This is a genomic window from Rhodospirillum sp. A1_3_36, assembly GCF_047263945.1.
Classification (GTDB): Bacteria; Pseudomonadota; Alphaproteobacteria; order Rhodospirillales; family Rhodospirillaceae; genus Rhodospirillum.
This window is the reverse complement of record NZ_JBLAVB010000007.1, coordinates 166405-188610: the sequence shown is the minus strand read 5'-3', so window position 1 is coordinate 188610 and position 22206 is coordinate 166405. Positions and strand designations below refer to the sequence as shown.

The window sequence follows — 22206 nt, the reverse complement described above, 5'->3', positions numbered from 1 at the left end:
TCGTGTAAAATACCCTTAAATAACTCGATCGCCTTTGGCAACAAGATCGGGACCCTTACAAAGGGAGGTCACCATGATCACATTGCACGATTGCCTGGGACTCTGCGATGCCTTGCCGGACGAAGTGGCCGTTGTCGCCGCCCACGAACATCTGTCCGATTTGATTGCTGCGGAGAAGGCCCATGCGGTTCTCCAGGCCGACTGGGGTGGCCCCGCCATGCGCCAGATGATTCGTGACCAAGTCCATGTCGCGGCCCGCAAGGGAGACCTGAACGCCCTGCGTGCCTTGACCACCTTGCTTCACCAAGCTGAAGATGCCCACCCCGGCGGTGTGGACCGACGGCGTATAGGGCGTTAAAACAGGGGATGGCCTCTGGCATCAACCTGGGATTTCCCCATGCCCCTCGACATTCCCTATCTGGAAATGGACATCGCCCATCTGTGCAATCTTCAATGCCAGGGGTGCATGCATTATTCCAATTATACCCTGCCCGGAATTGTCCCCTTCGAGCGGGGCGGTCAGTGGCTGCGCGATTGGGCGGAGCGGGTCCGGCCCTCGGAGTTCACCATGCTGGGTGGGGAACCCCTGTTGAACCCGGAGGTGACAGACTACGTGGAGCAGGCGGCCCACCTCTGGCCGGAGGCGAGACGGCTGCTCGTCTCCAATGGGCTGCGCCTTGCCCAAAACCCGGGCCTGCTGAACGCCCTGTCGGCGACGGAGACCACCCTCCGGATCACGATTCACCGGGATGATTCCGCCTATCTGGACAAACTGGCCCCCCATGTCCGTTTGGCTCTGGAGGCCCGCGACGCCGGGCGGATTCGGCTGGAGCTGATCCGCTCGGACTCCTACTGGTACAAGACCTACCAGGGCGAGGGCGAAGCCATGCGCCCCTTCACGGATGGAGCCCCCCACGCCAGTTGGTCCAGCTGCTTCAACAAGCTGTGCAAGACCCTGCGCGACGGCGCCCTGTGGAAATGCCCGCCCCTGGCCTTCCTGCCCCTGGCTGCAGCAAAGCTGAACTTAGCTGCGGTCCGGGAGTGGTGGCCTTACCTCACCTACCAGCCCCTCCCCCTGGAGGCCGACGACACCGCCCTGATCCGGTTTTTCACGGAAGAAGAGGTCTCCGCCTGCGCCATGTGCCCGGCCAAGCTGGAAGGAACCCAGTTCCGCCCAGAAGTCACCGGTGGCGGCGTTCCGCCCCGGGCGGGAGCGGCGTCCCAGGACCTGCGCCGCTGGCTGGCAGCCAACGGCGACCGGACCCAGGACCGCGCATAAAACGTCACGCGCCAGCCCTTTCCGACAAGGCCGGTTCCTGGGCCGTGGCGTCCTCTAGAGCTTCGTGAGCCTCCATCCAGGCCTCTTCAGCGTCTTCCAGTGCCTTGGCGGCCTTACCCAGGTCCTTTTGCAAGGCGGCAACCGCCTCCGCCGGACCTTCGTAGAGCTTGGGATCGGCCAGTTTGGCCTCCACCTTCGCCTTTTCCTCCGCCAGTTTGGTCATCCTCTTCTCGGCCGCGTCGACGGCCTTGCGCAGGGGAGCCAGTCGGGTCCGGGCCTCAGCCTGGGCGCGTTTGCGGTCTTGGCGCGCCTGGACCCTCTTGGCAGCATCCTCCCCATCGGCCTCCCCGGCTCCCGCGCCGGCCTCTTCCTGTCGGGCCTCGCGCCGGGCCTCCCGGGCCTTGTCGAGCAGGAATTTTCGGTAGTCGGCCATGTCCCCTTCAAAGGGCGTCACCCGCCCCCCGTCCACCAGCCAAAGGCGATCGGCCACCATCTCCACCAGACGCGGATCGTGGGAAATCAGCAACACCGCGCCCTGGAACATGTTCAGGGCGCGCATCAGCGATTCCCGGGAATCGATATCCAGGTGGTTGGTCGGTTCGTCGAGAATGAGCAGATGGGGCACTTCCCGACAGGTCAAGGCAATGAGCAACCGCGCCTTCTCGCCCCCGGACAGCTTGGATACGAGGGTATTGACCCGGTCCTCACCGAAACCGAAGCGCCCCAGATGGCCGCGAATTTTCTGGTCCGTCAGATCCCCCATCAGCCGTCGCCCGTGTTGCAGGGGGCTTTCTCCGGCCCGGAGTTCGTCGGTCTGGTGCTGGGCGAAGTAGCCCACCCGCAGCTTCGGCGACATCCGCAGCTCCCCGCCCAAAGGCGCAAGGCGTCCCGCAAGAATCTTCGCAAGCGTCGACTTGCCGTTGCCGTTCGCCCCGAGCAATGCCACCCGGTCGTCCATGTCCAGGCGGGCGGAGACATCGCGCAAAACGACGGTATCGCCATATCCGGCAACGACCTTGTCCAGCGCCACCACCGGGGGCGGTAGAGGATCGGGATCGGGGAAGTCGAAGGGAATGGCCCGCTCTTCCACCACAGCGGCCAAGGGTTCCATCCGTTCGAGCATTTTCATGCGGCTTTGGGCCTGACGGGCCTTGGAAGCCTTCGCCTTGAAGCGGTCCACGAAAGCCTGGATGTGCTTCCGCTCCTCCTCCTGGCGGGCCACGGCCTTTGCCTGGTGCTCCATGCGCTCCCGGCGGGTGCGCTCGAACCGGTCGAAGTTCCCGACGTAGGAGACAAGTTTGCCATTTTCCAGATGGATGATCCGCTCCACGGCCCGGTTCAGCAGGTCGCGGTCATGGCTGATGATCAGCAGGGTGCCCGGATAGGTCGCCAGGAAACCCTCCAGCCAGACGGTGGCCTCCAGGTCCAAGTGGTTGGTCGGTTCGTCGAGCAACAGCAATTCGGGTTGGGCGAAGAGGGCGGCGGCGAGGGCCACGCGCATGCGCCAACCACCGGAGAACTCCTTGACCGGTTGGGTCTGTTGGGCGGGGGTAAAGCCCAGACCCGACAGGATTGCCCCCGCCCGGGCCGGGGCGGCATGGGCGCCGATGGCATTCAGGCGTTCGTGGATTTCGGCCAAGTGATGGGGATCGGGCGTCCCATCCAGCTCCGCCAGCAAGGCCGCGCGCTCGTGGTCTGCGGCGAGTACGCAGTCGATCAGGGGGATGTCCCCCTCCGGCGCCTCCTGGGCCACTTGGTCGACGCGGGCACGGGGGCGGATTTTGATATCGCCCCCATCGGATCCGACTTCGCCAAGGATCAGGCGGAACAGCGTGGTCTTGCCCGTGCCATTGCGGCCGATCAAGCCGACGCGTTGGCCTTCGGGAACATGGGCAGAGGCAGCGTCCAGCAAGGTACGACCGCCAATGCGATAGGTCAGGGAGTTGATGTGCAGCATGGTGGGCGGATCCTAGAGTGAAATGGGATCAGCTTGGAACAAGCAGGCCCCATTTCACTCTAATTATATAGAGTTTAGAGTGCCTTCGAGGCCAATTTGGGCCGAAAATCGGCCCAAATTGATCGCGGAGCACTCTAGCGACAAGCGACGTTCCGCGCACCTTCGAAGTCACCTCTTCGCCAATGATTTCATGAAAAGAATGAAACGGGGATTGCCCCGTCCCCGGGTTCGGGTTACAAGGCGCCCGTTTCGCGCTCCACGCACCGTGGGGCGCTCAGTTATTAACGGACCATGGGGTCGGGCGATCCCGGCGGCCTCCTGAACTGGCCCATTGGGTCTGGACAGGGAGAGTCGACGGAGGCGCGCCAAAATGGGCCGACTCCAAAACCCAGAGCAAGCCAAGGAATACCTGACATGGCGATCGAACGTACCCTGTCCATCATCAAGCCGGACGCCACCCGCCGCAACCTGACCGGCGCCATCAACGCCCGGTTCGAGGAAAACGGCCTGCGCATCGTCGCCCAGAAGCGCCTGCGCCTGACCCGCGAGCAGGCCGAGGGCTTCTACGCCGTCCACGCCGAGCGCAGCTTCTTCGGCAGCCTGTGCGACTTCATGACCTCCGGCCCGGTGGTGGCTCAGGTTCTGGAGGGCGAAGGCGCCGTTCTGAAGAACCGGGAAGTGATGGGCGCCACCAACCCGGCCAACGCCGACGCTGGCACCATCCGCAAGGACTTCGCCGAATCCATCGAAGCGAACTCCGTGCATGGCTCCGACTCAGCCGAGAATGCCAAGATTGAGATCAGCTACTTCTTCGCCGAGACCGAAATCGTCGGCTAAGGGGAAACCGCCTCACGGAGAAGCCCGCTTCCGGACGGAGGCGGGCTTTTTTTTGTGACTCTCATTCTATAAGTTTTAGAGTATCTTCGCGACTACGGTACACGACAGTGTCTCGTCTTTTTTTGGGCAATTGCCCCAACCCATTTGGCGGCAAATGCCCCTCCCCCCCTGTCTTGTACTGTGATCCCGCTCGAAAGCGGACCAGCCCCATGACCTTTCGGCTCGCAACAACTCAAAGCGCGGCCCTGTCCTGACCCGATTATATGAAAGGCCCCCTTGGGGTAACCAGAGCCGATCTTTGAATCGGAAAAAGCAATCCCTTGTCATCCGAATTCCTGCCGCGTCGCTCGGCACTGAGCGTACCCCGCTACGCCATTGCTTAAAATATCCCTTACTTTTATTAAGAAATCGAAACACTTTCAAGAATTGGTCTCGATCGCACCATTGGATAGCAACCCTGTCCGACATAAAGCTACCTATTTGTTTTTTTTAATGAAATCACCAGCATTCAAAAAATAGCCGACCTTCAAGGCGATTATCCCTCCTCACATTTCCAGCCTTAGTTTTAGACTCGGCTACCCGACTCACAGATTTCCATATTAACATTGAAAAAAAATGATCGCATTTCCCATAGAATAGGTGGGTCTCTATTCAATGGGAAATGCTTAGCGCGCCATTCATTGAGAGCATCAGGAAACCCTATGACACTACACTCTCTGAACTCAAAGCTTATCGCAGCCCTCTTGACCCTGTTCGTTTTGGCAAGTGCCCAGGGATTATTCGCCGTCAAACAATTATCCCTAGTCAACAACCAAGCAACAATCATTACTCAAAAATGGATCCCAGCGATTCACCTCGTCGAAACCATCAACACGGCCAAAAGTGACTTCAGAACAGTGGAAGCCTCCCACGTCATTACAAATGACGAGGAAACAATGAAAAAATACGAATCGACCTTAAAAAAAATAGAGACAACTATAGAAGAATCTATTCAAAAATATGCAAGTCAAGCTTTGAATGAAGAAGAAGAAAAACTCCTTAAAACCCTGAGATTTGATTGGGAAAAGTACAATATTCTCAGCAATCAAATGATAATGCTTTCGAGAGAAAACAAAAGAGATGACGCAAACCACCTATTCACGACAAAATCCCTGGATGAGTTTTTCAAACTAAGGGAAACACTGACAAAAATGGTCGAAGACACCAATAACAATGCTGTCGCGGCGAGCTTACGGGGAGACGCCATCAATGATCAGGCCCGCAATCTCATTCTCGCTCTGCTTGGCTTCAGTGCAGCCATGGCCCTGATTATCGGATGGCAAATGAACCGGACCATGGTCCGCCCCATCCGAGCCTTGACGGAGATCATGGTCTCCCTCGCTAAGGGAGATTTAACGGTACCCCTGCCGAATATGGCTCGGAAAGGCGAAGTTGGCGCCATGGCCGACGCCCTCCGCGTGTTCAAGGAAAACGCCATCGCGGTCCAAAACATGGAGCGGGAAAACACGCTCGCCCGGGAACAAGCCGAAGCGGACAAAAGGCGAAGCATGCAGGCCCTGGCCGACACCTTCGAAGCCAGTGTTGGACAGGTCGTTCGCACCCTCTCCACGGCTTCGGAGGAAATGCGGGAAACGTCCGAGACCCTGGCTTCCAACGCTGAACAAACCCGATCTCAATCCGACTTCGTATCCCGAGCCTCTGGAGAAACGTCGGCAACCGTGCAAGCCGTGGCTGCGGCGACGGAACAGTTGTCCTCCTCAATCACTGAAATCGGCATACAGGTCTCGAATGCGGCTCGGATCTCCGATACGGCCGTCCAGGACGCCGGAAACACACACGAGAATATCGAGAAGCTTGTGGAGTCCGCCCATCGGATTGGAGAGGTCATCCGACTGATCACAGATATTGCGAGCCAAACGAACCTGCTGGCCCTGAATGCAACAATCGAAGCGGCCCGCGCCGGAGAAGCCGGAAAAGGATTTGCCGTCGTTGCCAACGAAGTCAAAAGCCTGGCAAACCAAACCGCGCGCGCGACCGAAGAAATCAGCGACCAAATTATGGAAATCCAAGGAGCCACAAAAAATGCGGCCTCTTCCGTTGAAGGCATCGCAGCGACCATCCGCAGCCTCAACGAAATCACCGCCACTTTGGCATCTGCCGTTGAAGAACAGTCCGCAGCGACCCGAGAAATCACGAGCAACGTGCATCGGGCCGCAACGGTGACTCAGGAGTCATCGAATAACATCGATGACGTCAGACAAGCCGCGGAAAAAACGGGGCATTCGGCCCATTCTCTCCTTCAAGACGCGGAAAGCCTGAACGAGCAATCCACCCTATTGGAACGGGATGTCTCTGCCTTTATCAAGGAAATCCGGGCAGCCTAAGGTCCTGCCCTGACAGCCAGTCCCCTGAAGGGGGCCACTCTTCACGAAAAGCCCGCCTTCAAAAAGAAAGCGGGCTTTTTAACGCTCACAGACCCGCCCACAAAGGGTGTCGCTCCCCCTGAAGCGCGGTCACTTGAGTTGGCTGTCCTTACTTCCCCGGCGATTGATCCCTGTGCCCGGCACCGGACGGCGGTCAATCACGTTCTGACAGGCCACACAGGTCTTCACGCCTTGGAGCGCCTTGCGCCGCGCCTCGGGGATCTCCTCCCCGCATTCAACGCAATACATCTCCCCCGGCCCAACGGGCAACCGCGCCCTTGCGCTCATCACCGCATCGGCGATGCTATCGTCGATCTGCTCTTGCACCGCCCCATCGCGTGTCCAACCACCAGCCATGATCTTTACTCAAGCTCTCGTTGCGCCTGAAAGGACATATGGGGTGACACCCTGCGTGTTCCAAGAGATGGGGGGGGAGGAGGTGACTTGGAACAGGTCTTCGCTGACGACCCGAAGGCCGTCACGGGGCTTTGCCCCGTCCCCCACTGGGGCCGAAAGGCCCCAGACCCCAGACAGTTGCGGCCGAAAGGCCCCAGACCCCAGATAGTTGCGGCCGAAAGGCCCCAGACCCCAGGCTCTTATTGACAAAAAAGAAATAGGGGTTTGGGCTATTGCCAAAAAACAGTGAAACACTGTCTTGTACCGTGGAGCGGAACATCCAAATCAACGCAATATTTCGTCGCTGCTTTCCTTTTTGACGTCTCACCAGAGAGCTTTCCCGCTCTTGGGAAGAGCAGCAACCTCGTTCATGCCCACAAACGTGATCTAGAGTGAAGCTGGATCAGCTTCACTCTAATTGAGTCGAACAAGTCACTCCATAAGGGACAGCGCACATCGATCACCCAAAACAGGCGTTCGATATTAAAACCCGAGCCCCTCGCCTTTCACAGACTGCCCCTCCGGCTTGGCCGCTGCCGCATTCGGCTGCGCCGGGGCTGGGTCTTTTGTCTCGTCGGGCTTATCTGATCTCGTCAACAAAACGCGCGGATCGTGGTATTGGAACTCATCGTTTGTCTCGTCGGATGCGGCATTATATGCGGCGATCACCAGAACACCAAGCAACCCACCGCCCTGAGCCATGTTCAAACGATCCATCATGGTTTTATTATAGGGCGCCCAGGCAGCTATCGTCTTGTTATACCCACTCTTGGAGCATTCAATGCTTAACTCGGGGGTTTGATAACCGTAAAGGGGAACACGCAAGCCTGCGGGTGTCACCAAGGTTGCCGTATAATGATCACTCTTGACGAGGCAATTCGCGCCAGCCACTTCTATCTCGCTCGTCGAATGGTCGCCATTCTCTGGCTTCTTGGCAAGCGTCCGCACCTCGATAATCTCGCTTCCATGGACCGTGCTGTCCGGGGTCTTGGCTCCCGGCAAGTAGGTCACCTCCTCCATGCTCGCCAACGGCAACTTCGGGGTAGAACAAGCACCAAGACTCACCGCAATAAGGCACAGGAACCCAACTCTCGCAATCATGACGAGGCTTCCATTTCGTAAAGTGAACAGACCTGTTCACACTACACAAGGGAAAGCCCCCTCGCAAGATGCGGAATTCCACAATCTCCGGTAAACGGAACATCGGGGGGGGCGGTGCCCCGCCCCCCCGAACCGCAGTTACATGTCCAAACCCAAGGCTTTGGCGACACCCGCCCCATAGGCTGGGTCGGCCTTGGAGAAATGGGCGATCTGGCGGCGCATGATCTCCTCGGGGATGCCGGCCATGTGCTCGGCGATGTTGCTGATCAGGCGCTGTTGCTGCTCCGGGGTCATCAGGCGGAACAGGTCCCCGGGCTGGCCATAATCGTCGTTGCCCTCGCGGTGGTTATAGCGGTCGGCATCCCCATCGATCCGCAGGGGCGGTTCCTTCACCGACAGATCCTCCTGGGGCCCGCCGAAGCTGTTGGGCTCGTAGTAGGCATTGGGGCTGGGCATGTTGGGCGTGAACCGCATGGCTCCATCCTTGTGGTAGTGGTGCACCGGGCATTTGGGCGCATTCACTGGCAGGGCCTCGTAATGGGTGCCCAAACGGTAGCGGTGCGCATCGGCGTAGGAGAAGATCCGCGCCTGCAGCATCTTATCCGGCGAATGCCCGATCCCCGGTACCACATTCGACGGCGAGAAGGCGGCCTGCTCGATCTCCGCGAAGTAGTTTTCGGCGTTGCGGTTCAGCTCCATGACGCCAACGTCGATCAGCGGATAATCGCCATGCGGCCAGACTTTCGTCAGATCGAAGGGGTTGTAGGGGGTCTTCTCCGCATCCGCTTCGGGCATGATCTGCACCTTGACGTCCCACTGGGGAAACACGCCCGCCTCGATGCCACCGAACAGGGCTTCCTGGTAGGTCTCGCGGCTCTCGCCCACGACCTTGGCAGCCTCGGCATTGGTCAGATGGGCGTGGCCCTGGCGGGTCTTGAAGTGGAACTTGACCCAGAAGCGCTCACCCGCATCGTTCCAGAAGGAATAGGTGTGGCTGCCGTAGCCGTTCATATGCATCGGATCCGTGGGCAAGCCCCGATCACTCATCAAAATGGTGACCTGGTGCAGGCTTTCGGGCGAGAGGGACCAGAAGTCCCAGGCCGCCGTATTGGACCGCAGGTTGGTCTTGGGGTGGCGCTTTTGGGTATGGATGAAGTCGGGGAACTTCAGGGGATCGCGGATAAAGAACACTGGGGTGTTGTTGCCAACCAAATCCCAGTTGCCCTCCTCCGTATAGAACTTGAGCGCAAAGCCGCGCACATCCCGCTCCGCATCGGCAGCGCCCATTTCACCGGCGACGGTGGAGAAGCGAGCCAGCATTTCGGTCTTCTTGCCCACCGCCCCGAAGATCTTGGCGCGGGTGTATTTGGTAATGTCATGGGTGACCGTGAAGGTTCCGAAGGCGCCCCAGCCCTTGGCGTGCACCACCCGCTCGGGAATGCGCTCCCGGTTCTGGTGGGCCAGCTTCTCGATCAATTGGTAGTCCTGCATCAACACCGGACCACGGGGACCCGCAGTCTGGGAGTTCTGATTGTCGGCGATCGGGGCGCCGCCAGTTGTCGTCATACGGGGGCTGGTCACGGGTCGTCTCCTTACCTCTGGTGTATCAGTGCGAGCCCTGCTCGCGACACCAATGAAGATGATCCGATTGGGTTCCAAAGAGAAATTGAAGATTCAGAGATATTCGATCGATTAAATCAATTAAAATGAAATGGAGGTCCGGGCCTCAGGCCCCGCATGGGCCATACAAGCGATGTTTCCTTCCTTTGGTCTATCACCGTGACAGTCGCCTCCGCTCTTCCTCGAAGGCGCTGGCGAGGCTGCGGGCCTCGTACAGATTGACGCGTTTGAAGTCGATACCCGGGGCATTCAGGTCACCGCCGTAGTCACCGCGCACGGGATGGCGCCCCGTGGTGGTGATGGCCGAAAGGATCGCCTCCCCCCGCAAACGCACATCCTCCTCGGACAGGAAAACGCCGCCCTCTCCCCGTCCCACCCGAAAGGAATCCGGTCCAATGAGCTGCTTGACCTGGGGAGACAGAAGAAACCCCGACAGGGGATAGAGGGTCATGGTCTCGCCCCCATCGACAAGCAGCCCGTAAGCCACCCCCCTTTGGCCGAGGAGCCCAAGTTGAATGGCCAGGGCTTGCCGTCCTGCCCGTGCCCGCAGTTCCAGCGCATCTCGCCCCAGGCCACCAACGGAAACGGCCCCCTGGATGGGCGACAGAGCGGCCAGGGTGACCACATAGGCGTTATCGGCCAAGCCACCGGGCCGCTTATCAAATCCACCACGCCATTTGGGCTCCAGCCGGTCGATGCGAAAAATGGCGGCATTGGCCAGGGAGTTGGGGGCAAGTGTCGCAACATCCCGGCCCAGGCTCCGCCCCCCGTCCGGCAGGACGTTCTCCATAACCCAATATCCGGTGAGTTGACCGACGGGATCCGAATTCGCTGCGGTGAGAATGGGTTGATCGCTGTTGAGCGTCGGCACACAGGCCGCCAAACCACAGAGAAGAAAAGCGCCAACCATGACCCGAGCCCAAAAGCGCATCCCCAATCCCAGCCCGCTCGCCATCACAGCCTCACTCCCTTGATTGATGCGTCTCATTTATGATTCGAGAGCGGAATGAGGAAAAGTGTGTGCGGTTTTCCGTCTCATTCCGCTCTAACTATATGATTTAAATCACGTTTATGAAATCAGGTCAGACAGACCTGATTTCATCGTGATCTAGCGAACCTGGAGCGTTTGCCGCAGTCGGCTCCTCCTCGAACCCCGCCACCTTCAGCGCTTCGGCCTGACGGGCGGCGAGCCTGTCCACGTCGAAATCACCGATCAGTTCATGGAACAACTGGTACCAATTGATTTCGGCCTTCAGGCGCCAAAAGACACTGCCCAAGCCAATAGCGGCCCGGTCCATCAGGACGAATTCCCGGGGCGGCGTCACCCCACCCATGGCGCGTAGGTCGGCGTGCACCTGTTCCGCGATCATCTTGCCATGGTTGGCGCCCGTGGGGAGTTCCTCCTGGATGGTCCGGGGGCGGTCCTCCAGGAGGGGGCCATAAACGAAGAGCGCCCATTGGTTCAGGACGGCAATCAACTCCTTGGACAGGTTCTGGAAGCCCCAGGTTTCATAGGCGTGGATCGCACGCTCCGGATCGTCATTGGCCAGAGCGAAATAGAGATCGATCACCCCCTTCACAAAGGACGGCTTGAAAACCCGGATGGTGCCAAAGTCCAAAAGGTTCACGCTCAGGTCATCGGGGCGGACGGTATAGTTGCCCAGGTGCGGGTCCCCATGGATGACACCGTATTCGTAGAACGGCACATACCAGGCCCGAAACATGTTCATGGCCAGCTTCTGACGTTGTTCTGGATCCCGGTCGACGAAGTTCAGAACCCGCTCCCCCTCCATCCAGGTCATGGTCAACAGGCGTCTGGAGGACAGATCGGGGATGCTTTCGGGCACATGAACCCCGTCTTGCTTCCGCAGCATGTGACTATAGAGGGCCATGTTTTTGGCCTCTCGCCCGTAATCCAACTCCTCCCGCAGGCGTTCGGCCAGCTCGGCCTGGACTTCGGAGGGGTCGACGGCCTTGTCGTAGCGGCGGTAGATGCCGATGATCACCTTGAGCTGCTTCAGGTCCGCCTCGACCGTACTGTCCATATCCGGGTATTGGAGCTTGCAGGCCAGTTTACGCCCGTCGTGGTGGACCGCCCGGTGGACCTGCCCCAGGGAGGCCGCCGCTGCGGCCTCCTTTTCGAAGGATTGGAACTTGGACGCCCAACCCGCCCCCAACTCGCTGGTCATCCGCCGCTTGACGAAGGGCCAGCCCATGCGCGGCGCATCGGCCTGCAGTTGAGTCAACTCCGAAGTATATTCCTCCGGCAGGACATCGGGGATGGTCGACAGGATCTGGGCGACCTTCATCAACGGCCCCTTGAGGCCGCCCAGAGCTTCGCGCAGGTCGACGGCCATGCGCGCCGGATCGCCCTTCATCCCCAGGTATTTTTCTCCTGCGGCCCGGGCGGCAATGCCCCCCATAGCCGTTGAGACCTTCGCGTAGCGGCGCAGCCGACCACCGATGGTATTGCCTTCAGCCATGCGTCTCAGCCCTTCGCCGCCACGGTCCCCGGCCCGATCAGGCCAAGGTTTCCAGTTCATCAATGAAGCCCTTGAGCACACCCAGACCCCGTTTCCAGAAATCGGGGTCAGAGGCATCCAGGCCGAAGGGCGCCAAAAGCTCCTTATGACGCAAGGTCCCTCCCGCCGCGAGCATCTCCATGTACTTCCCTTGGAAATCGCTCACGCTGCCGTCCTGGTAAACCGCATAAAGCGAGTTCACCAGACAATCCCCAAAGGCATAGGCATAGACGTAGAAGGGGGAATGGATGAAGTGGGGGATATAGGTCCAATAGCTCCTGTAGTCTTCGTGGAACTCGAAGGCGGGTCCCAGGCTTTCCACCTGCACCTCCATCCAGATCTCGCAAATCCGATCCGGGGACAGCTCGCCCTCCGCCCGCTCGGCATGGACCTTGGCCTCGAAGGTATGGAAAGCGATCTGGCGGACCACCGTGTTGATCATATCTTCCACCTTGCCCGCCAGCATGGCCCGACGGCGCTTCGGATCATCCTTGGCGGCGTCCAGCATGGCCCGGAAGGTCAGCATCTCGCCGAACACCGACGCCGTTTCCGCCAGGGTCAGGGGCGTGTCGGACATGAAGGTGCCCTGTTTGGCGGCCAGCACCTGGTGGACGCCATGGCCCAGTTCGTGGGCAAGCGTCATCACATCGCGGGTCCGGCCCATGTAATTGAGCAGCAGATAGGGGTGGGCCGAGGGCACCGTGGGATGGGCAAAGGCGCCGGGAGACTTGCCCGGGCGGGCCGGAACATCGATCCAGGCATTGTCGAAGAACCGCTGTCCCACCTTGGCCATATCCGGGGAGAAGGCCCCATAGGCCCCCAACACGGTTTCCCGCGCCTGGGTCCAGGTGAACTTTGTCTCGTCGCTATCGGGCAGGGGCGCGTTGCGGTCCCAGAACTGGAGCTTCTCCTTACCGAACCATTTGGCCTTCAGGGCGTAATATCGGTGAGACAGGTCCGGGTAGCTCTCGCGCACGGCGGAGACCAGGGCATCGACCACCTCGTCCTCCACCTGATTGGACAGGTTGCGGGAGGCCATGGGGTGGGCGTAATTGCGCCAGTTGTCCTCGATCTGCTTGTCCTTGGCCAGCGTGTTGGTAATGCGGGCGAACAGACGCAGGTTGTCGCCGAAGACACCGCCGATGGCATGGGCTGCGGCCTCCCGCCGGACGGGATCCGGATCGGACAGGCGGTCGAGGGCTTCCGTCGAGGACAAGGTCTCTCCATCGACGGGGAACGTCAGGTGGGCGATGGTTTCGTCAAACAGGCGCATCCAGGCGGCCTTGCCCGCCAGGTCCTTTTCATTGAGCAACCGCTCCATCTCGTCGGACAACTGGTGATCGCGGTACAGACGCAGATCGTTGATCCAGGGGGCATAGCGCGCCACCACGGGATCGGCCATGCAGGCGGCCAGTTGGTCCTCCTCCAGCAGGTTCAGTTCCAGGGTGAAGAACAGGGTCTGGCTGGAAATCTCCGTGCCCTTTTCGCTCATGGCCTGGTGAAACTGGCCGACGGTCACGTCGGTCACATCCCCGGCATGGAGCAACTGGGCATAGCTGAGAACCCGGTAGAGGATTTCAGACATCCGCTCGTATTCGGTGATGGCGGCGCCCAGGGCCGCACCGTCGAGGGAGGCCACCTTGCCCAGATAGGCCTCCCGGAATGCGGTCGCTGCCTTGCTGGCCTCGGCCAGATCGGCCTTAAGCTCGGGCGAATCGGGCGCGGGATACAAGTCCGCCAGATCCCATTCGGGCAGGTCGGGGGTCGCGCTCCGCTTAGCGGCCACATGAGTCATGGTACGGGGTCTCCATTGAACTTTGACAACGAGCCATAATATGGGGTCGGAAAGCCCGGGGGAAAAGAGTCGGTTTCCAACCGGGAAAACGGCATACTCCGAGTATCGTCAGAAGCAGGATCAAGGGAAGGATTCACCGTGAGCGACACCCGTTGCCCCGCCATCGACTACAGCAAGGCCAGTGACCTTCTTTCCATGTTCCTCGGTCAAGCCGATCGGTTTGGCGAGGATCCCCTGTTGTGGGGCAAGGTCGATGGGGTCTATCAATCTCACTCCTGGGCCTCCGTCCGTGAGGATATGACAGCCCTGGCCAATGCCCTGATTGCCGAAGGCCTCCAGCCCGGAGAGCGGGTGGTTCTGGCCTCGGAAAACCGGCCGGAGTGGACCATCGCCGACCTGGCGATCCTTGCCGCCGGTGCCATTCCGGCCCCGGCCTATCCCTCCAGTACCGAACACGACTACCTCCACGTCCTGGACAACGTGGAAGCGGCCATGGTGATCGTCTCCTCACCCGCCGTCGGCACCCGAATCATGGCTGCAGCCCGCCGCGCCAAGCGCCGCCCCTTGGTCATCATGATGGACCATGGCCCCGAGGTGATCGCTCCCGAAGGCATCCGCCTCACCTCCTGGAACGCCATGATGGCCCAGGGGGAAAGCAAGGACCTCCCCGCCTCCGCCACGCGCATCAAACGCGACGATTTGGCGACCATCATCCACACCTCCGGCACGGGCGGCGCACCCAAGGGCGTCATGCTCAGTCACCGGGCCATCCTGCACAATTGCATGGGCGCCTATCACCTGCTGGAAAGCATCGGCCTGGAGCGGGAAACCTTCCTCTCCTTCCTGCCACTTTGCCATTCCTACGAACATACCACCGGTTTGTTCTTCCCCCTGTCCCTCGGCGCGGAGGTCTATTTTGCCGAGGGGGTCGAGACCCTGGCCACCAATATGACCGAGTGCCATCCGACCATCATGACCGCCGTGCCCCGCCTTTACGAGATGATGCGCATGCGCATCCTGAGGGGGATCGAGAAGGAAGGGGGCAAAAAGAAAGACTTCTTCCTCAAGGCCGTGGACCTGGGCACCCGCCGCATGACCGATCCCAAGTCCCTGGGTATCAAGGACCGCCTGTATGACCTGCTGCTGGACAAACTGGTGCGCGCCAAGGTCCAGGAGCGATTTGGCGGGCGACTGAAGGCCATGGTCTCGGGTGGAGGCCCCCTCAACCCAGAGGTCGGATATTTTTTCCGCTCCCTGGGTGTGCCCATCCTCCAGGGGTATGGCCTGACGGAAACGGCCCCAGTCGTGTCCTGTAACCTGCCCTATCAGGTCAAAATGCACACCGTCGGCCCCGCCCTGAGAGGGGTGGAGGTCAAGATCGCCGAGACCGATGGCGAGATCCTGATTCGCGGCCCCCTGCTCATGGACGGCTATTGGAACGACCCGGAGGCCACCAAACAAACCATCGATGACGAGGGCTGGCTCCATTCCGGCGATGTGGGCAAGATTGATCAGGACGGCTTCATCCAGATCACCGACCGCAAGAAGGACCTGATCGTCAATTCCGGTGGCCAGAACATCTCACCCCAGCGTGTGGAAGGCATCGTCGCCCTGGAGCCGGAAATCGGCATGGTCATTGTCTTTGGCGACAACATGCCCCATCTGGTAGCTCTGATCGTCCCCGCCCAGGACTTCCTGACCACCTGGGCCCGGACGCACAACAAACCCAGCGAGTTGGCCCGAGTCCACGACGACCCCGCCCTTCGGGTGGCCATCGGCGCAGCCCTCGACCGGGCCAACGCCAAGCTGGGCCTGACCGAAAAGGTCCGCCGCTTTGCCATCCTGAGCGAACCACCCAGCGTGGAGAACAACGAGATGACACCGACCATGAAGGCCCGTCGCTTCATGCTCCGCCAGCGCTACGCCCAGGAGATCGAGGATATGACCAAAAAATAGGACAGCGCTCCCCTCTTGTCCCCCCCCCTTGACCGATGCCCTTCAGGATGTTGTCTCCCCATGGCCGATCCCGCTCTCGCCGTCACCCTTTACGACTACATCAAGGAGAACGGACCGACCCTGGGCATCGATCTGGTCACCCTCACGGCAACGGATGTGTTCACGCTGGCGCCCATCATTGGTGCCGACAAACGCATCCACCGACGCGCCATTGAAACGAACTACCTTCGGATCAATGGGCCGGGGGGCGACGACCAGGAAATCGCCCGGGTCAGCCCCTCCTTCCTGCGAAAGTTCATCAGCTACACCCTGTTCTCAACGGATAAGACAGCTTTGAATCACGCCATCTCGAAGCTGGAAATCAAGCATCGGGAAATCAGCGCCCAAAAAGCCCAACTCGCCATCGACCTCTGCCACAACGCCCTCAATTTATCCGGCCTGTCCCCAACGCCATATGTGGATGTCCTGTTGTGTGGCGATACGGTCTACAACATGGCCCACAGCTCGCCCCGGCGGGAATATTCCACGAATATTCTGGTCCATGGATCCGACGTGGACCTGATCATCCTCATCCGCGATGAAGACGAAGACCTCATCCCGAAGATCGAGCGGGAATTCCTCATTCTCAAGAATTACTGCCTTCAGGATAGAAACATTGGCCAAGAAGTTGACTTCATCGTTAAAACAAAAAGGCGTTGCCTGGAGCAGACGAAATTCGAAACCACAAAAGACAAAATAGCGTCGAAAATTCTTCTCGAATCTCGATTGATCCATGGTGAGGGCAGCCTTTACAATGCCGTTCAGCAACACCTGGAGACCTCTGGCGTCAAGACAAAGCTGGAAGGACTCCTGGAAACGGCGCGACGCGAGTACAAATCCCTTGAAGAAAAAATATACAACGGTGAAATCGCGGAACTCGACAAAACAACCAAAAGCGTCTTTTTCTCAACGGAACTGAATGAACTTGGGGAATTTTCCAGAAGCCGGGGTGCCATCCACAAACTGGCCCCGTGACACCAGCCGAGCACCGCAGAACAGCCACACCTCCCGCCGAAGACTGAAGCACCCCATGAAGCTCCTGCTTGTTGATGAAGACAGACCGGACACTCGCTATTACAGTCCCTTCTGGACGGTTTTCTCCATTCGCAATGGCGCTTTCACAGTCCTTGACCGCCTGCGCCAGAGATACGCCCCGGCCCCTGTTGAAGTCCTCTACTTTCACCCCGATGAAACATACGAGACCCTGGCGGCCCGCGTTCTCGACGTCACCCCGGCAAGGAAAGCCGCAGGTTCCCAAGGGAGGGACGACGGGGGCTCCATTCTGAAGCGCCTGGAAGCGAACTGTGACGCCAGGATCAGCTCCAAGGAACTTGCGCCAACCCCCCTTTTCGACCGGTTGGCCGATACGATCCTGGACGATTTTCGCGTCCTCTCCCAACGGGATGAGTACATTCCGATAGCACCCCATCTGCCCGGCGTCTTCATTGTTGGGGATCCCCGCGACATCCTCGTCCACCCATCGGCGCAGGTGAGCCCGGGGGTCGTTTTCGACAGCCAATCCGGCCCGATCCTCATCGATGCAGCCGCCCGGATTGGTCCGTTTTCCTTCATCCAAGGGCCGGCCTCTATCGGCCAGAGCACCCAGGTGGACAATTGCAGGATTCTGGGCCCGACGAGCATCGGATCGACCTGCCGGGTCGGCGGTGAAATCGAGGCCTCGATCATCGGAGACTTCTCCAACAAGCATCACGAGGGATTTCTCGGCCATAGTATTGTCGGGAAATGGGTCAACCTCGGTGCGCTGGTCACCACATCGGACTTGAAGAACAACTATGGCGAGGTCCGTCTGACCCTGCCCGAGACATCGATCACCGCCCCTGCAGACAGGCTCGTGACAGTCAACACCGGTCTCATTAAATTCGGCTCGATCATTTCCGATTGTGTCAAGATCGCCATTGGAACCATGTTGAACACGGGCACGGTCATCGGCCCTGGATCGAATGTCTTTGGAGGATCTCCCGAAAAATTCCTCCCCTCCTTCTCCTGGGGTATGGCGGGAGAAGCCTATCAACTGGACCGCTTCCATCGGGATTGCGCGACGATCTTTGGCCGTAGGAAGCAGACCCTGGGAAACCCTTTCATCGAATGCACGACCTATCTTCACCAAAGATCGGTCCAACCGGGCGACCAATGACATGACCGACATCTCTCACCAGGTTTTTTCCGCTGCCCTTTTCGACATGGACGGAGTCCTGCTGGACTCCACCCAGGCCATTGATCGCAGTTGGGCGCTCTGGGCCGAACGGCAAAACATTTCCTGGGGACGGCTGCGTGCCAAAATCCACGGCACCAAGGCGACCGAGGTCATTCGGAGCTTCACGCCGCATCTCGATGTGGAGGAGGAACTCCAGACCCTGATCGCGCAAGAGCAGGAGCTGCTCGAACTGGTCACGCCCTACGAAGGCGCCCAAGAGGTCCTGACAGCCCTGGCGGAGGTCCCCTGGGCCGTCGTCACGTCAGCACCCCGAACGCTGGCCATTGCGCGGCTGACCCATCTGGAATTACCCAAACCGAGGGTCATCATCTGCGCCGAGGAAGTGAGCCAGGGAAAACCGAGCCCGGACGGCTACCTGAAGGCGGCGGAGCTGCTTGGTATCGATGCGGCAGACTGCGTGGTCTTCGAGGATTCCCTGCCCGGAATCCAAGCGGGCAAGGCGGCACAAATGACCGTCGTCGGGCTCGCCACCACAGAAGAACGGGCACGCCTGGGGCAAGCAGATCGGATCCTCGGGTCCATGGAAGAGGTCGCGCGCCTGCTGGATGTCTCGGGTGGACGGATCCATATCGCCCCCGACGCGTCAGACGGGACGACTGAGTAGCACCCACTAAAATACCATAATAATAACAGCACCATAGAAGAAAGCCACCCCATGGCTGTGGACATTTCCGTTATTACACCCGCTTATCAGACCCAGGCCTATTTGACCGCCTGCCTCGCATCCCTGGAAAGCGAAGTCGACGAGATCGCCGAGGTGATCGTGATCGACGACGGCAGCGAGCCTCCCCTGACGATCGAGGCTTCGGACCGCCTGAAAGCCAAGCTTGTTTCCCTCCGCCTGGAAGAGAACCAGGGGGCATCAGCGGCCAGAAATCTTGGGGTTGCACGGGCTTCGGGGGACTGGGTCAGTTTTCTTGATAGCGATGACGAATGCCTCCCCGGTCGCTTCCGAAGTATTCGCGCCTTCATCGACGACAATCCAGAGGTCGGACTCTTCGGCGGAGAGTTTCTGGTAATGTCCGACACCGGGGAAAAATATGGCCACCTGGACCTGAAAACACCGGAAGAACTTCTGTTTGAAAGTCTGCTCACCTGCCCTTTTTTGATGTCCACCCTCTCGGTCCGGACGGATCTCGCCCGCTTCACGCCCTTCGACAGCGTATATAAGGTGGTCCAAGACTACGTTTTCATGGTCGCATGCCTGTGGAAGAGCCCGGGCGCGGTTCTGAAATCGCCCCTGGCCCGACGACGGGAACGACCGGAAAGCCTGATCAACAGCCATCCGGACCGCCAGGCGGATTACCTGAACGCCGTCCACGATAATTTTGCACGCCTCGGCATCCCGGTGGAAGAGCAGACCATTCCCGGCTTGGCGTTGCTCGTCACCAACGAAAACGGCTTCCTGAATTGGGTTCGCCAGGACCCTCGCCACTTGCAGGGGGCCATGACCTTCATCGAACGCCTCTTTTCAGCCTTGGATGCCTTAAGCAACAGCCTCCCCTACGGGGATCACAAGGGCTTGCAGAAGATCGAACGGAGGCTGATATCCCTGGCGGAAACCATCGTGATACCGATGCCAGCCGCCACCTCGCCCAAAGCATGAGCGTGGGGCAGCCTTTGAAGAGCCTCTAATACCAAGCGGCGCGGGTTGAAACCCACGTCGCTTTTCTTGCGTTCAAACGCCAGGCGGGCTTTTACGCGCCATAAGGCGCGGCGGCCACTTGGCCGCTTCCCAGGTGCGGTGAGGCAAACTCACCGCACCTGGGTATAAAACTCACAAAATGAGAGGGAAACGGGACAGGTCCTTTTATACCTCCTCGTTTCCGGCCAGGGCAGTGGCCAGGGCATCTATGGCCACGCGCACCCTTGTGGGCATCCAGGGCGCTTGGGGCCAAAGGGCGTGGACCTCCGTCACCAGTTGTGGAAAGCCCTCGGTCAAGGGGACGAGCCGCCCCGCCCGGCCATGGTCGCGGATCAGCCAACAGGGAAGCCACGCCAGCCCCAGGCCAGCCACCGCCGCGTCGGCGATGGCGCCCAGGTCGTCCAAGCGGATCCGCCCACGCGGTAAGAGGTCAAGGGGAGTGCCCTCTGGCTGCGGCAGACGCCAGGGCTTGATCCACCCGGCATGGGCATAAAGGAGGGCTGTGTGGTTCGCAAGGTCGTCGGGTCCGCGGGGTCGGCCATGGCGATCCAGGTAGGCGGGGGAAGCGCAGACCGTCATGCGGATCCGGGCGATCCGGCGGCTCATCAAACCGGCCTCGTCAGCGAGGGTCCCCACGCGGATGGCCAGATCGAAGCCATCTTCCACCAAGTCAATGGGACGGTCGCTGAAGGTGATGTCCAGATCCAAGTTTGGGTGAACTTCGGTTAGTTGGCAAAGGACGGGCGCCACTTGGTCCCGGCCAAAGACCACAGGTAGGGAGACGCGGAGGCGTCCCTTGGCCTCCCGCCGTCCCGCCTCCAGGGCCTGTTCGGCAGCGCGCAATTCCTCCAAAGCCCTCAAGCAGCGTTCGTAATAGAGATGGCCGTCATCGGTCAGGCTTTGGGAGCGGGTTGTCCGGTGGAAGAGCCGCGTTCCCAACCGGTCCTCCATTCGGGCGATGGCCTTGCCGACCGTCGATCGGGACAGGTTCAACCGCTCCGCCGCGCCGGAAAAGCTTCCGGCTTCCACCGCCGAAACGAAGGCCTCCAAGCCATTCAACAGAGTCGCCAATGGGAATGTCCTTTTGTAGAAGAATACGCACCAATCATAGGACAAAGCGTCGCAACTGGAGGAATAATTTCTCCCGTATGGTCCTTTTCAGGCAATCACGCCCCTGAATAAGGAACAATGCGATGACCAAGACGATGCGACGGTGGGAGATGGAAGCTGTGGGTCGGGAGAGGCTTTCTCTCGTGGAACGGCCCATTCCCAACCCAGGTTCAGGGGAGGTCCTGGTGAAGGTTTCCGCCGTCTCTTTAAACTACCGCGACAAAATGGTGATTGAGACGGGCATGGGGCTGGACCTGACCTTTCCTTTCACCCCTGGGTCCGATCTGGCAGGACAGGTGATGGCTTTGGGAGAGGGGGTGACCCGGTTCGGAGAAGGAGACCGGGTGATCTCCACCTTCGCTCCCGGTTGGTTGGACGGAGGCATCCAGGGGTCAGGACGGAATCCCGCGCGAGGGACCTTGGGGGGACTCTACCCCGGTGTCCTGGCCGATTATGTGTGCTTCCCCGAGGACTGGTTCGTTGCCGCACCGGAGACGCTGGACGATCGGGACGCAAGTACCTTGCCTTGCGCCGGATTGACCGCTTGGTTCGCCTTGGTGGAGCGCGGGCGGGTTCGGGCCGGTCAAACGGTGGTGGTCCAAGGAACGGGGGGGGTGGCGCTGTTTGGGCTGCAAATCGCCAAGGCCCAAGGGGCCGAGGTGATTATAACCTCTGCCAGCGCCGACAAACTGGCACGGGCGAAGACCCTGGGAGCCGACCACGGGGTGAACCGGTTGGAGGCCGACTGGGCCGAGGCTGTTTTGGACATCACGGATGGGCGGGGCGCGGACCAGATCCTTGAGCTTGCCGGGGGAGAAAATCTGAGGCATTCCCTAACGGCAGTGGCACCCAATGGACATATTGCCGTGATCGGCCTTCTGAACGGTGTGGAGATCTCGACCCCCGTTGTCCCTCTTCTGCTCAAATCCCCGACCATCCAGGGCATTGCGGTCGGACACCGAAGGGGGTTGGACGATCTCGTCCGAGCGGTGGATCGCACGGGGATCAAGCCGGTCGTGGACGCAACCTATGCCCTGGAAGCTCTTTCGGAAGGCTTAGACCACTTGGATCAAGGCCCCTTTGGAAAGCTGGTGATTCAGATGATTTAGATCACGTTCTTGATGCGGGGGATCAGCAAATCCAATCAGCAGTTCCCGACGGCCCATGACTTTCACTTCGACAGGCCCCGAAATCCTAAACGCGCCGCTCACCCCAGACTCACCCGGCCCGGTGTCATTGGGGTGGCGGTCACCGGTGTCCTTCGAACCCGCAGAAAAACCTCTTCCTGAC

Annotated in this window: 18 protein-coding genes; 10 read left to right on the top strand and 8 right to left on the bottom strand. The window is 59.8% G+C overall.

Features of this window, described 5'->3' with window-relative positions; translation table 11 throughout:
- Window positions 1–73 precede the first annotated feature (73 nt).
- Entirely contained in the window at window positions 74–358 is a 285-nt protein-coding gene (locus tag ACLIRY_RS16275; RefSeq protein ID WP_413206469.1) for a hypothetical protein, read from the top strand.
- A 39-nt stretch (window positions 359–397) separates the two neighbouring features.
- Window positions 398–1279, top strand: coding sequence for a hypothetical protein (locus ACLIRY_RS16270; RefSeq protein WP_413206468.1), 882 nt, complete (start codon window positions 398–400; stop codon window positions 1277–1279).
- Between the two features lie 4 nt (window positions 1280–1283).
- Here the strand turns inward: ACLIRY_RS16270 and ACLIRY_RS16265 are convergent, their stop codons facing one another.
- Window positions 1284–3236 (bottom strand): ATP-binding cassette domain-containing protein, encoded by a 1953-nt coding sequence (locus ACLIRY_RS16265; protein WP_413206467.1) that lies wholly within the window; start codon window positions 3234–3236, stop codon window positions 1284–1286.
- Between the two features lie 414 nt (window positions 3237–3650).
- Here ACLIRY_RS16265 and ndk point away from each other — a divergent pair, with 414 nt between their 5' ends.
- Window positions 3651–4073, top strand: coding sequence for a nucleoside-diphosphate kinase (gene ndk / locus ACLIRY_RS16260; protein ID WP_413206466.1), 423 nt, complete (start codon window positions 3651–3653; stop codon window positions 4071–4073).
- A 701-nt stretch (window positions 4074–4774) separates the two neighbouring features.
- The gene (locus ACLIRY_RS16255; protein ID WP_413206465.1) at window positions 4775–6457 is read left to right on the top strand and encodes a methyl-accepting chemotaxis protein; all 1683 of its coding nucleotides are present in this window, start codon (window positions 4775–4777) and stop codon (window positions 6455–6457) included.
- Window positions 6458–6586: 129 nt separating this feature from the next.
- On the opposite strand, the gene ACLIRY_RS16250 is transcribed toward ACLIRY_RS16255, so the two are convergent.
- From ACLIRY_RS16250 to ACLIRY_RS16225, 6 genes are all read right to left on the bottom strand, one after another.
- Complete coding sequence (locus tag ACLIRY_RS16250; protein ID WP_413206464.1) at window positions 6587–6853, bottom strand: DksA/TraR family C4-type zinc finger protein; 267 nt, start codon at window positions 6851–6853, stop codon at window positions 6587–6589.
- Between the two features lie 522 nt (window positions 6854–7375).
- Window positions 7376–7993 carry a hypothetical protein gene (locus ACLIRY_RS16245; protein WP_413206463.1) on the bottom strand — a complete coding sequence of 206 codons (618 nt, stop codon included), beginning with the start codon at window positions 7991–7993 and terminating at the stop codon, window positions 7376–7378.
- Between the two features lie 138 nt (window positions 7994–8131).
- Window positions 8132–9559, bottom strand: a complete 1428-nt coding sequence (locus tag ACLIRY_RS16240; RefSeq protein WP_413206512.1) for a catalase — start codon at window positions 9557–9559, stop codon at window positions 8132–8134.
- Between the two features lie 208 nt (window positions 9560–9767).
- Window positions 9768–10601 carry a hypothetical protein gene (locus ACLIRY_RS16235; protein WP_413206462.1) on the bottom strand — a complete coding sequence of 278 codons (834 nt, stop codon included), beginning with the start codon at window positions 10599–10601 and terminating at the stop codon, window positions 9768–9770.
- Between the two features lie 94 nt (window positions 10602–10695).
- Complete coding sequence (locus ACLIRY_RS16230) at window positions 10696–12096, bottom strand: ABC1 kinase family protein (RefSeq protein WP_413206461.1); 1401 nt, start codon at window positions 12094–12096, stop codon at window positions 10696–10698.
- Between the two features lie 37 nt (window positions 12097–12133).
- Window positions 12134–13930, bottom strand: coding sequence for a M3 family oligoendopeptidase (locus ACLIRY_RS16225; RefSeq protein WP_413206460.1), 1797 nt, complete (start codon window positions 13928–13930; stop codon window positions 12134–12136).
- Window positions 13931–14068: 138 nt separating this feature from the next.
- Here ACLIRY_RS16225 and ACLIRY_RS16220 point away from each other — a divergent pair, with 138 nt between their 5' ends.
- The 5 genes from ACLIRY_RS16220 to ACLIRY_RS16200 are packed head-to-tail and all read left to right on the top strand — an operon-like array spanning window position 14069 to window position 19767.
- On the top strand, window positions 14069–15886 hold the full coding sequence (locus ACLIRY_RS16220) for an AMP-dependent synthetase/ligase (RefSeq protein WP_413206459.1): 1818 nt from the start codon (window positions 14069–14071) through the stop codon (window positions 15884–15886).
- 60 nt (window positions 15887–15946) lie between these two features.
- Window positions 15947–16900: a hypothetical protein gene (locus ACLIRY_RS16215; RefSeq protein ID WP_413206458.1), complete on the top strand. Its 954-nt coding sequence runs from the start codon at window positions 15947–15949 to the stop codon at window positions 16898–16900.
- Between the two features lie 55 nt (window positions 16901–16955).
- Window positions 16956–18080, top strand: a complete 1125-nt coding sequence (locus ACLIRY_RS16210; protein WP_413206457.1) for a hypothetical protein — start codon at window positions 16956–16958, stop codon at window positions 18078–18080.
- A 1-nt stretch (window position 18081) separates the two neighbouring features.
- Window positions 18082–18765 carry an HAD family hydrolase gene (locus ACLIRY_RS16205; protein WP_413206456.1) on the top strand — a complete coding sequence of 228 codons (684 nt, stop codon included), beginning with the start codon at window positions 18082–18084 and terminating at the stop codon, window positions 18763–18765.
- Window positions 18766–18816: 51 nt separating this feature from the next.
- Window positions 18817–19767, top strand: a complete 951-nt coding sequence (locus ACLIRY_RS16200; RefSeq protein ID WP_413206455.1) for a glycosyltransferase family 2 protein — start codon at window positions 18817–18819, stop codon at window positions 19765–19767.
- A 204-nt stretch (window positions 19768–19971) separates the two neighbouring features.
- Here the strand turns inward: ACLIRY_RS16200 and ACLIRY_RS16195 are convergent, their stop codons facing one another.
- The gene (locus ACLIRY_RS16195) at window positions 19972–20877 is read right to left on the bottom strand and encodes a LysR substrate-binding domain-containing protein (RefSeq protein ID WP_413206454.1); all 906 of its coding nucleotides are present in this window, start codon (window positions 20875–20877) and stop codon (window positions 19972–19974) included.
- 122 nt (window positions 20878–20999) lie between these two features.
- On the opposite strand from ACLIRY_RS16195, the gene ACLIRY_RS16190 reads away from it, so the two are divergent.
- Window positions 21000–22025 (top strand): zinc-dependent alcohol dehydrogenase family protein, encoded by a 1026-nt coding sequence (locus ACLIRY_RS16190; protein ID WP_413206453.1) that lies wholly within the window; start codon window positions 21000–21002, stop codon window positions 22023–22025.
- Window positions 22026–22206: the final 181 nt, after the last annotated feature.

Excerpts from the sequence above, each read along its gene's own strand:
- ACLIRY_RS16275 (WP_413206469.1), top strand. The coding sequence starts at position 74 with ATGATCACATTGCACGATTGCCTGGGACTCTGCGATGCCTTGCCGGAC.
- ACLIRY_RS16270 (WP_413206468.1), top strand. The coding sequence starts at position 398 with ATGCCCCTCGACATTCCCTATCTGGAAATGGACATCGCCCATCTGTGC.
- ACLIRY_RS16265 (WP_413206467.1), bottom strand. The coding sequence starts at position 3,236 with ATGCTGCACATCAACTCCCTGACCTATCGCATTGGCGGTCGTACCTTG.
- ndk (WP_413206466.1), top strand. The coding sequence starts at position 3,651 with ATGGCGATCGAACGTACCCTGTCCATCATCAAGCCGGACGCCACCCGC.
- ACLIRY_RS16255 (WP_413206465.1), top strand. The coding sequence starts at position 4,775 with ATGACACTACACTCTCTGAACTCAAAGCTTATCGCAGCCCTCTTGACC.
- ACLIRY_RS16250 (WP_413206464.1), bottom strand. The coding sequence starts at position 6,853 with ATGGCTGGTGGTTGGACACGCGATGGGGCGGTGCAAGAGCAGATCGAC.
- ACLIRY_RS16245 (WP_413206463.1), bottom strand. The coding sequence starts at position 7,993 with ATGATTGCGAGAGTTGGGTTCCTGTGCCTTATTGCGGTGAGTCTTGGT.
- ACLIRY_RS16240 (WP_413206512.1), bottom strand. The coding sequence starts at position 9,559 with ATGACGACAACTGGCGGCGCCCCGATCGCCGACAATCAGAACTCCCAG.
- ACLIRY_RS16235 (WP_413206462.1), bottom strand. The coding sequence starts at position 10,601 with ATGAGACGCATCAATCAAGGGAGTGAGGCTGTGATGGCGAGCGGGCTG.
- ACLIRY_RS16230 (WP_413206461.1), bottom strand. The coding sequence starts at position 12,096 with ATGGCTGAAGGCAATACCATCGGTGGTCGGCTGCGCCGCTACGCGAAG.
- ACLIRY_RS16225 (WP_413206460.1), bottom strand. The coding sequence starts at position 13,930 with ATGACTCATGTGGCCGCTAAGCGGAGCGCGACCCCCGACCTGCCCGAA.
- ACLIRY_RS16215 (WP_413206458.1), top strand. The coding sequence starts at position 15,947 with ATGGCCGATCCCGCTCTCGCCGTCACCCTTTACGACTACATCAAGGAG.
- ACLIRY_RS16210 (WP_413206457.1), top strand. The coding sequence starts at position 16,956 with ATGAAGCTCCTGCTTGTTGATGAAGACAGACCGGACACTCGCTATTAC.
- ACLIRY_RS16205 (WP_413206456.1), top strand. The coding sequence starts at position 18,082 with ATGACCGACATCTCTCACCAGGTTTTTTCCGCTGCCCTTTTCGACATG.
- ACLIRY_RS16200 (WP_413206455.1), top strand. The coding sequence starts at position 18,817 with ATGGCTGTGGACATTTCCGTTATTACACCCGCTTATCAGACCCAGGCC.
- ACLIRY_RS16190 (WP_413206453.1), top strand. The coding sequence starts at position 21,000 with ATGACCAAGACGATGCGACGGTGGGAGATGGAAGCTGTGGGTCGGGAG.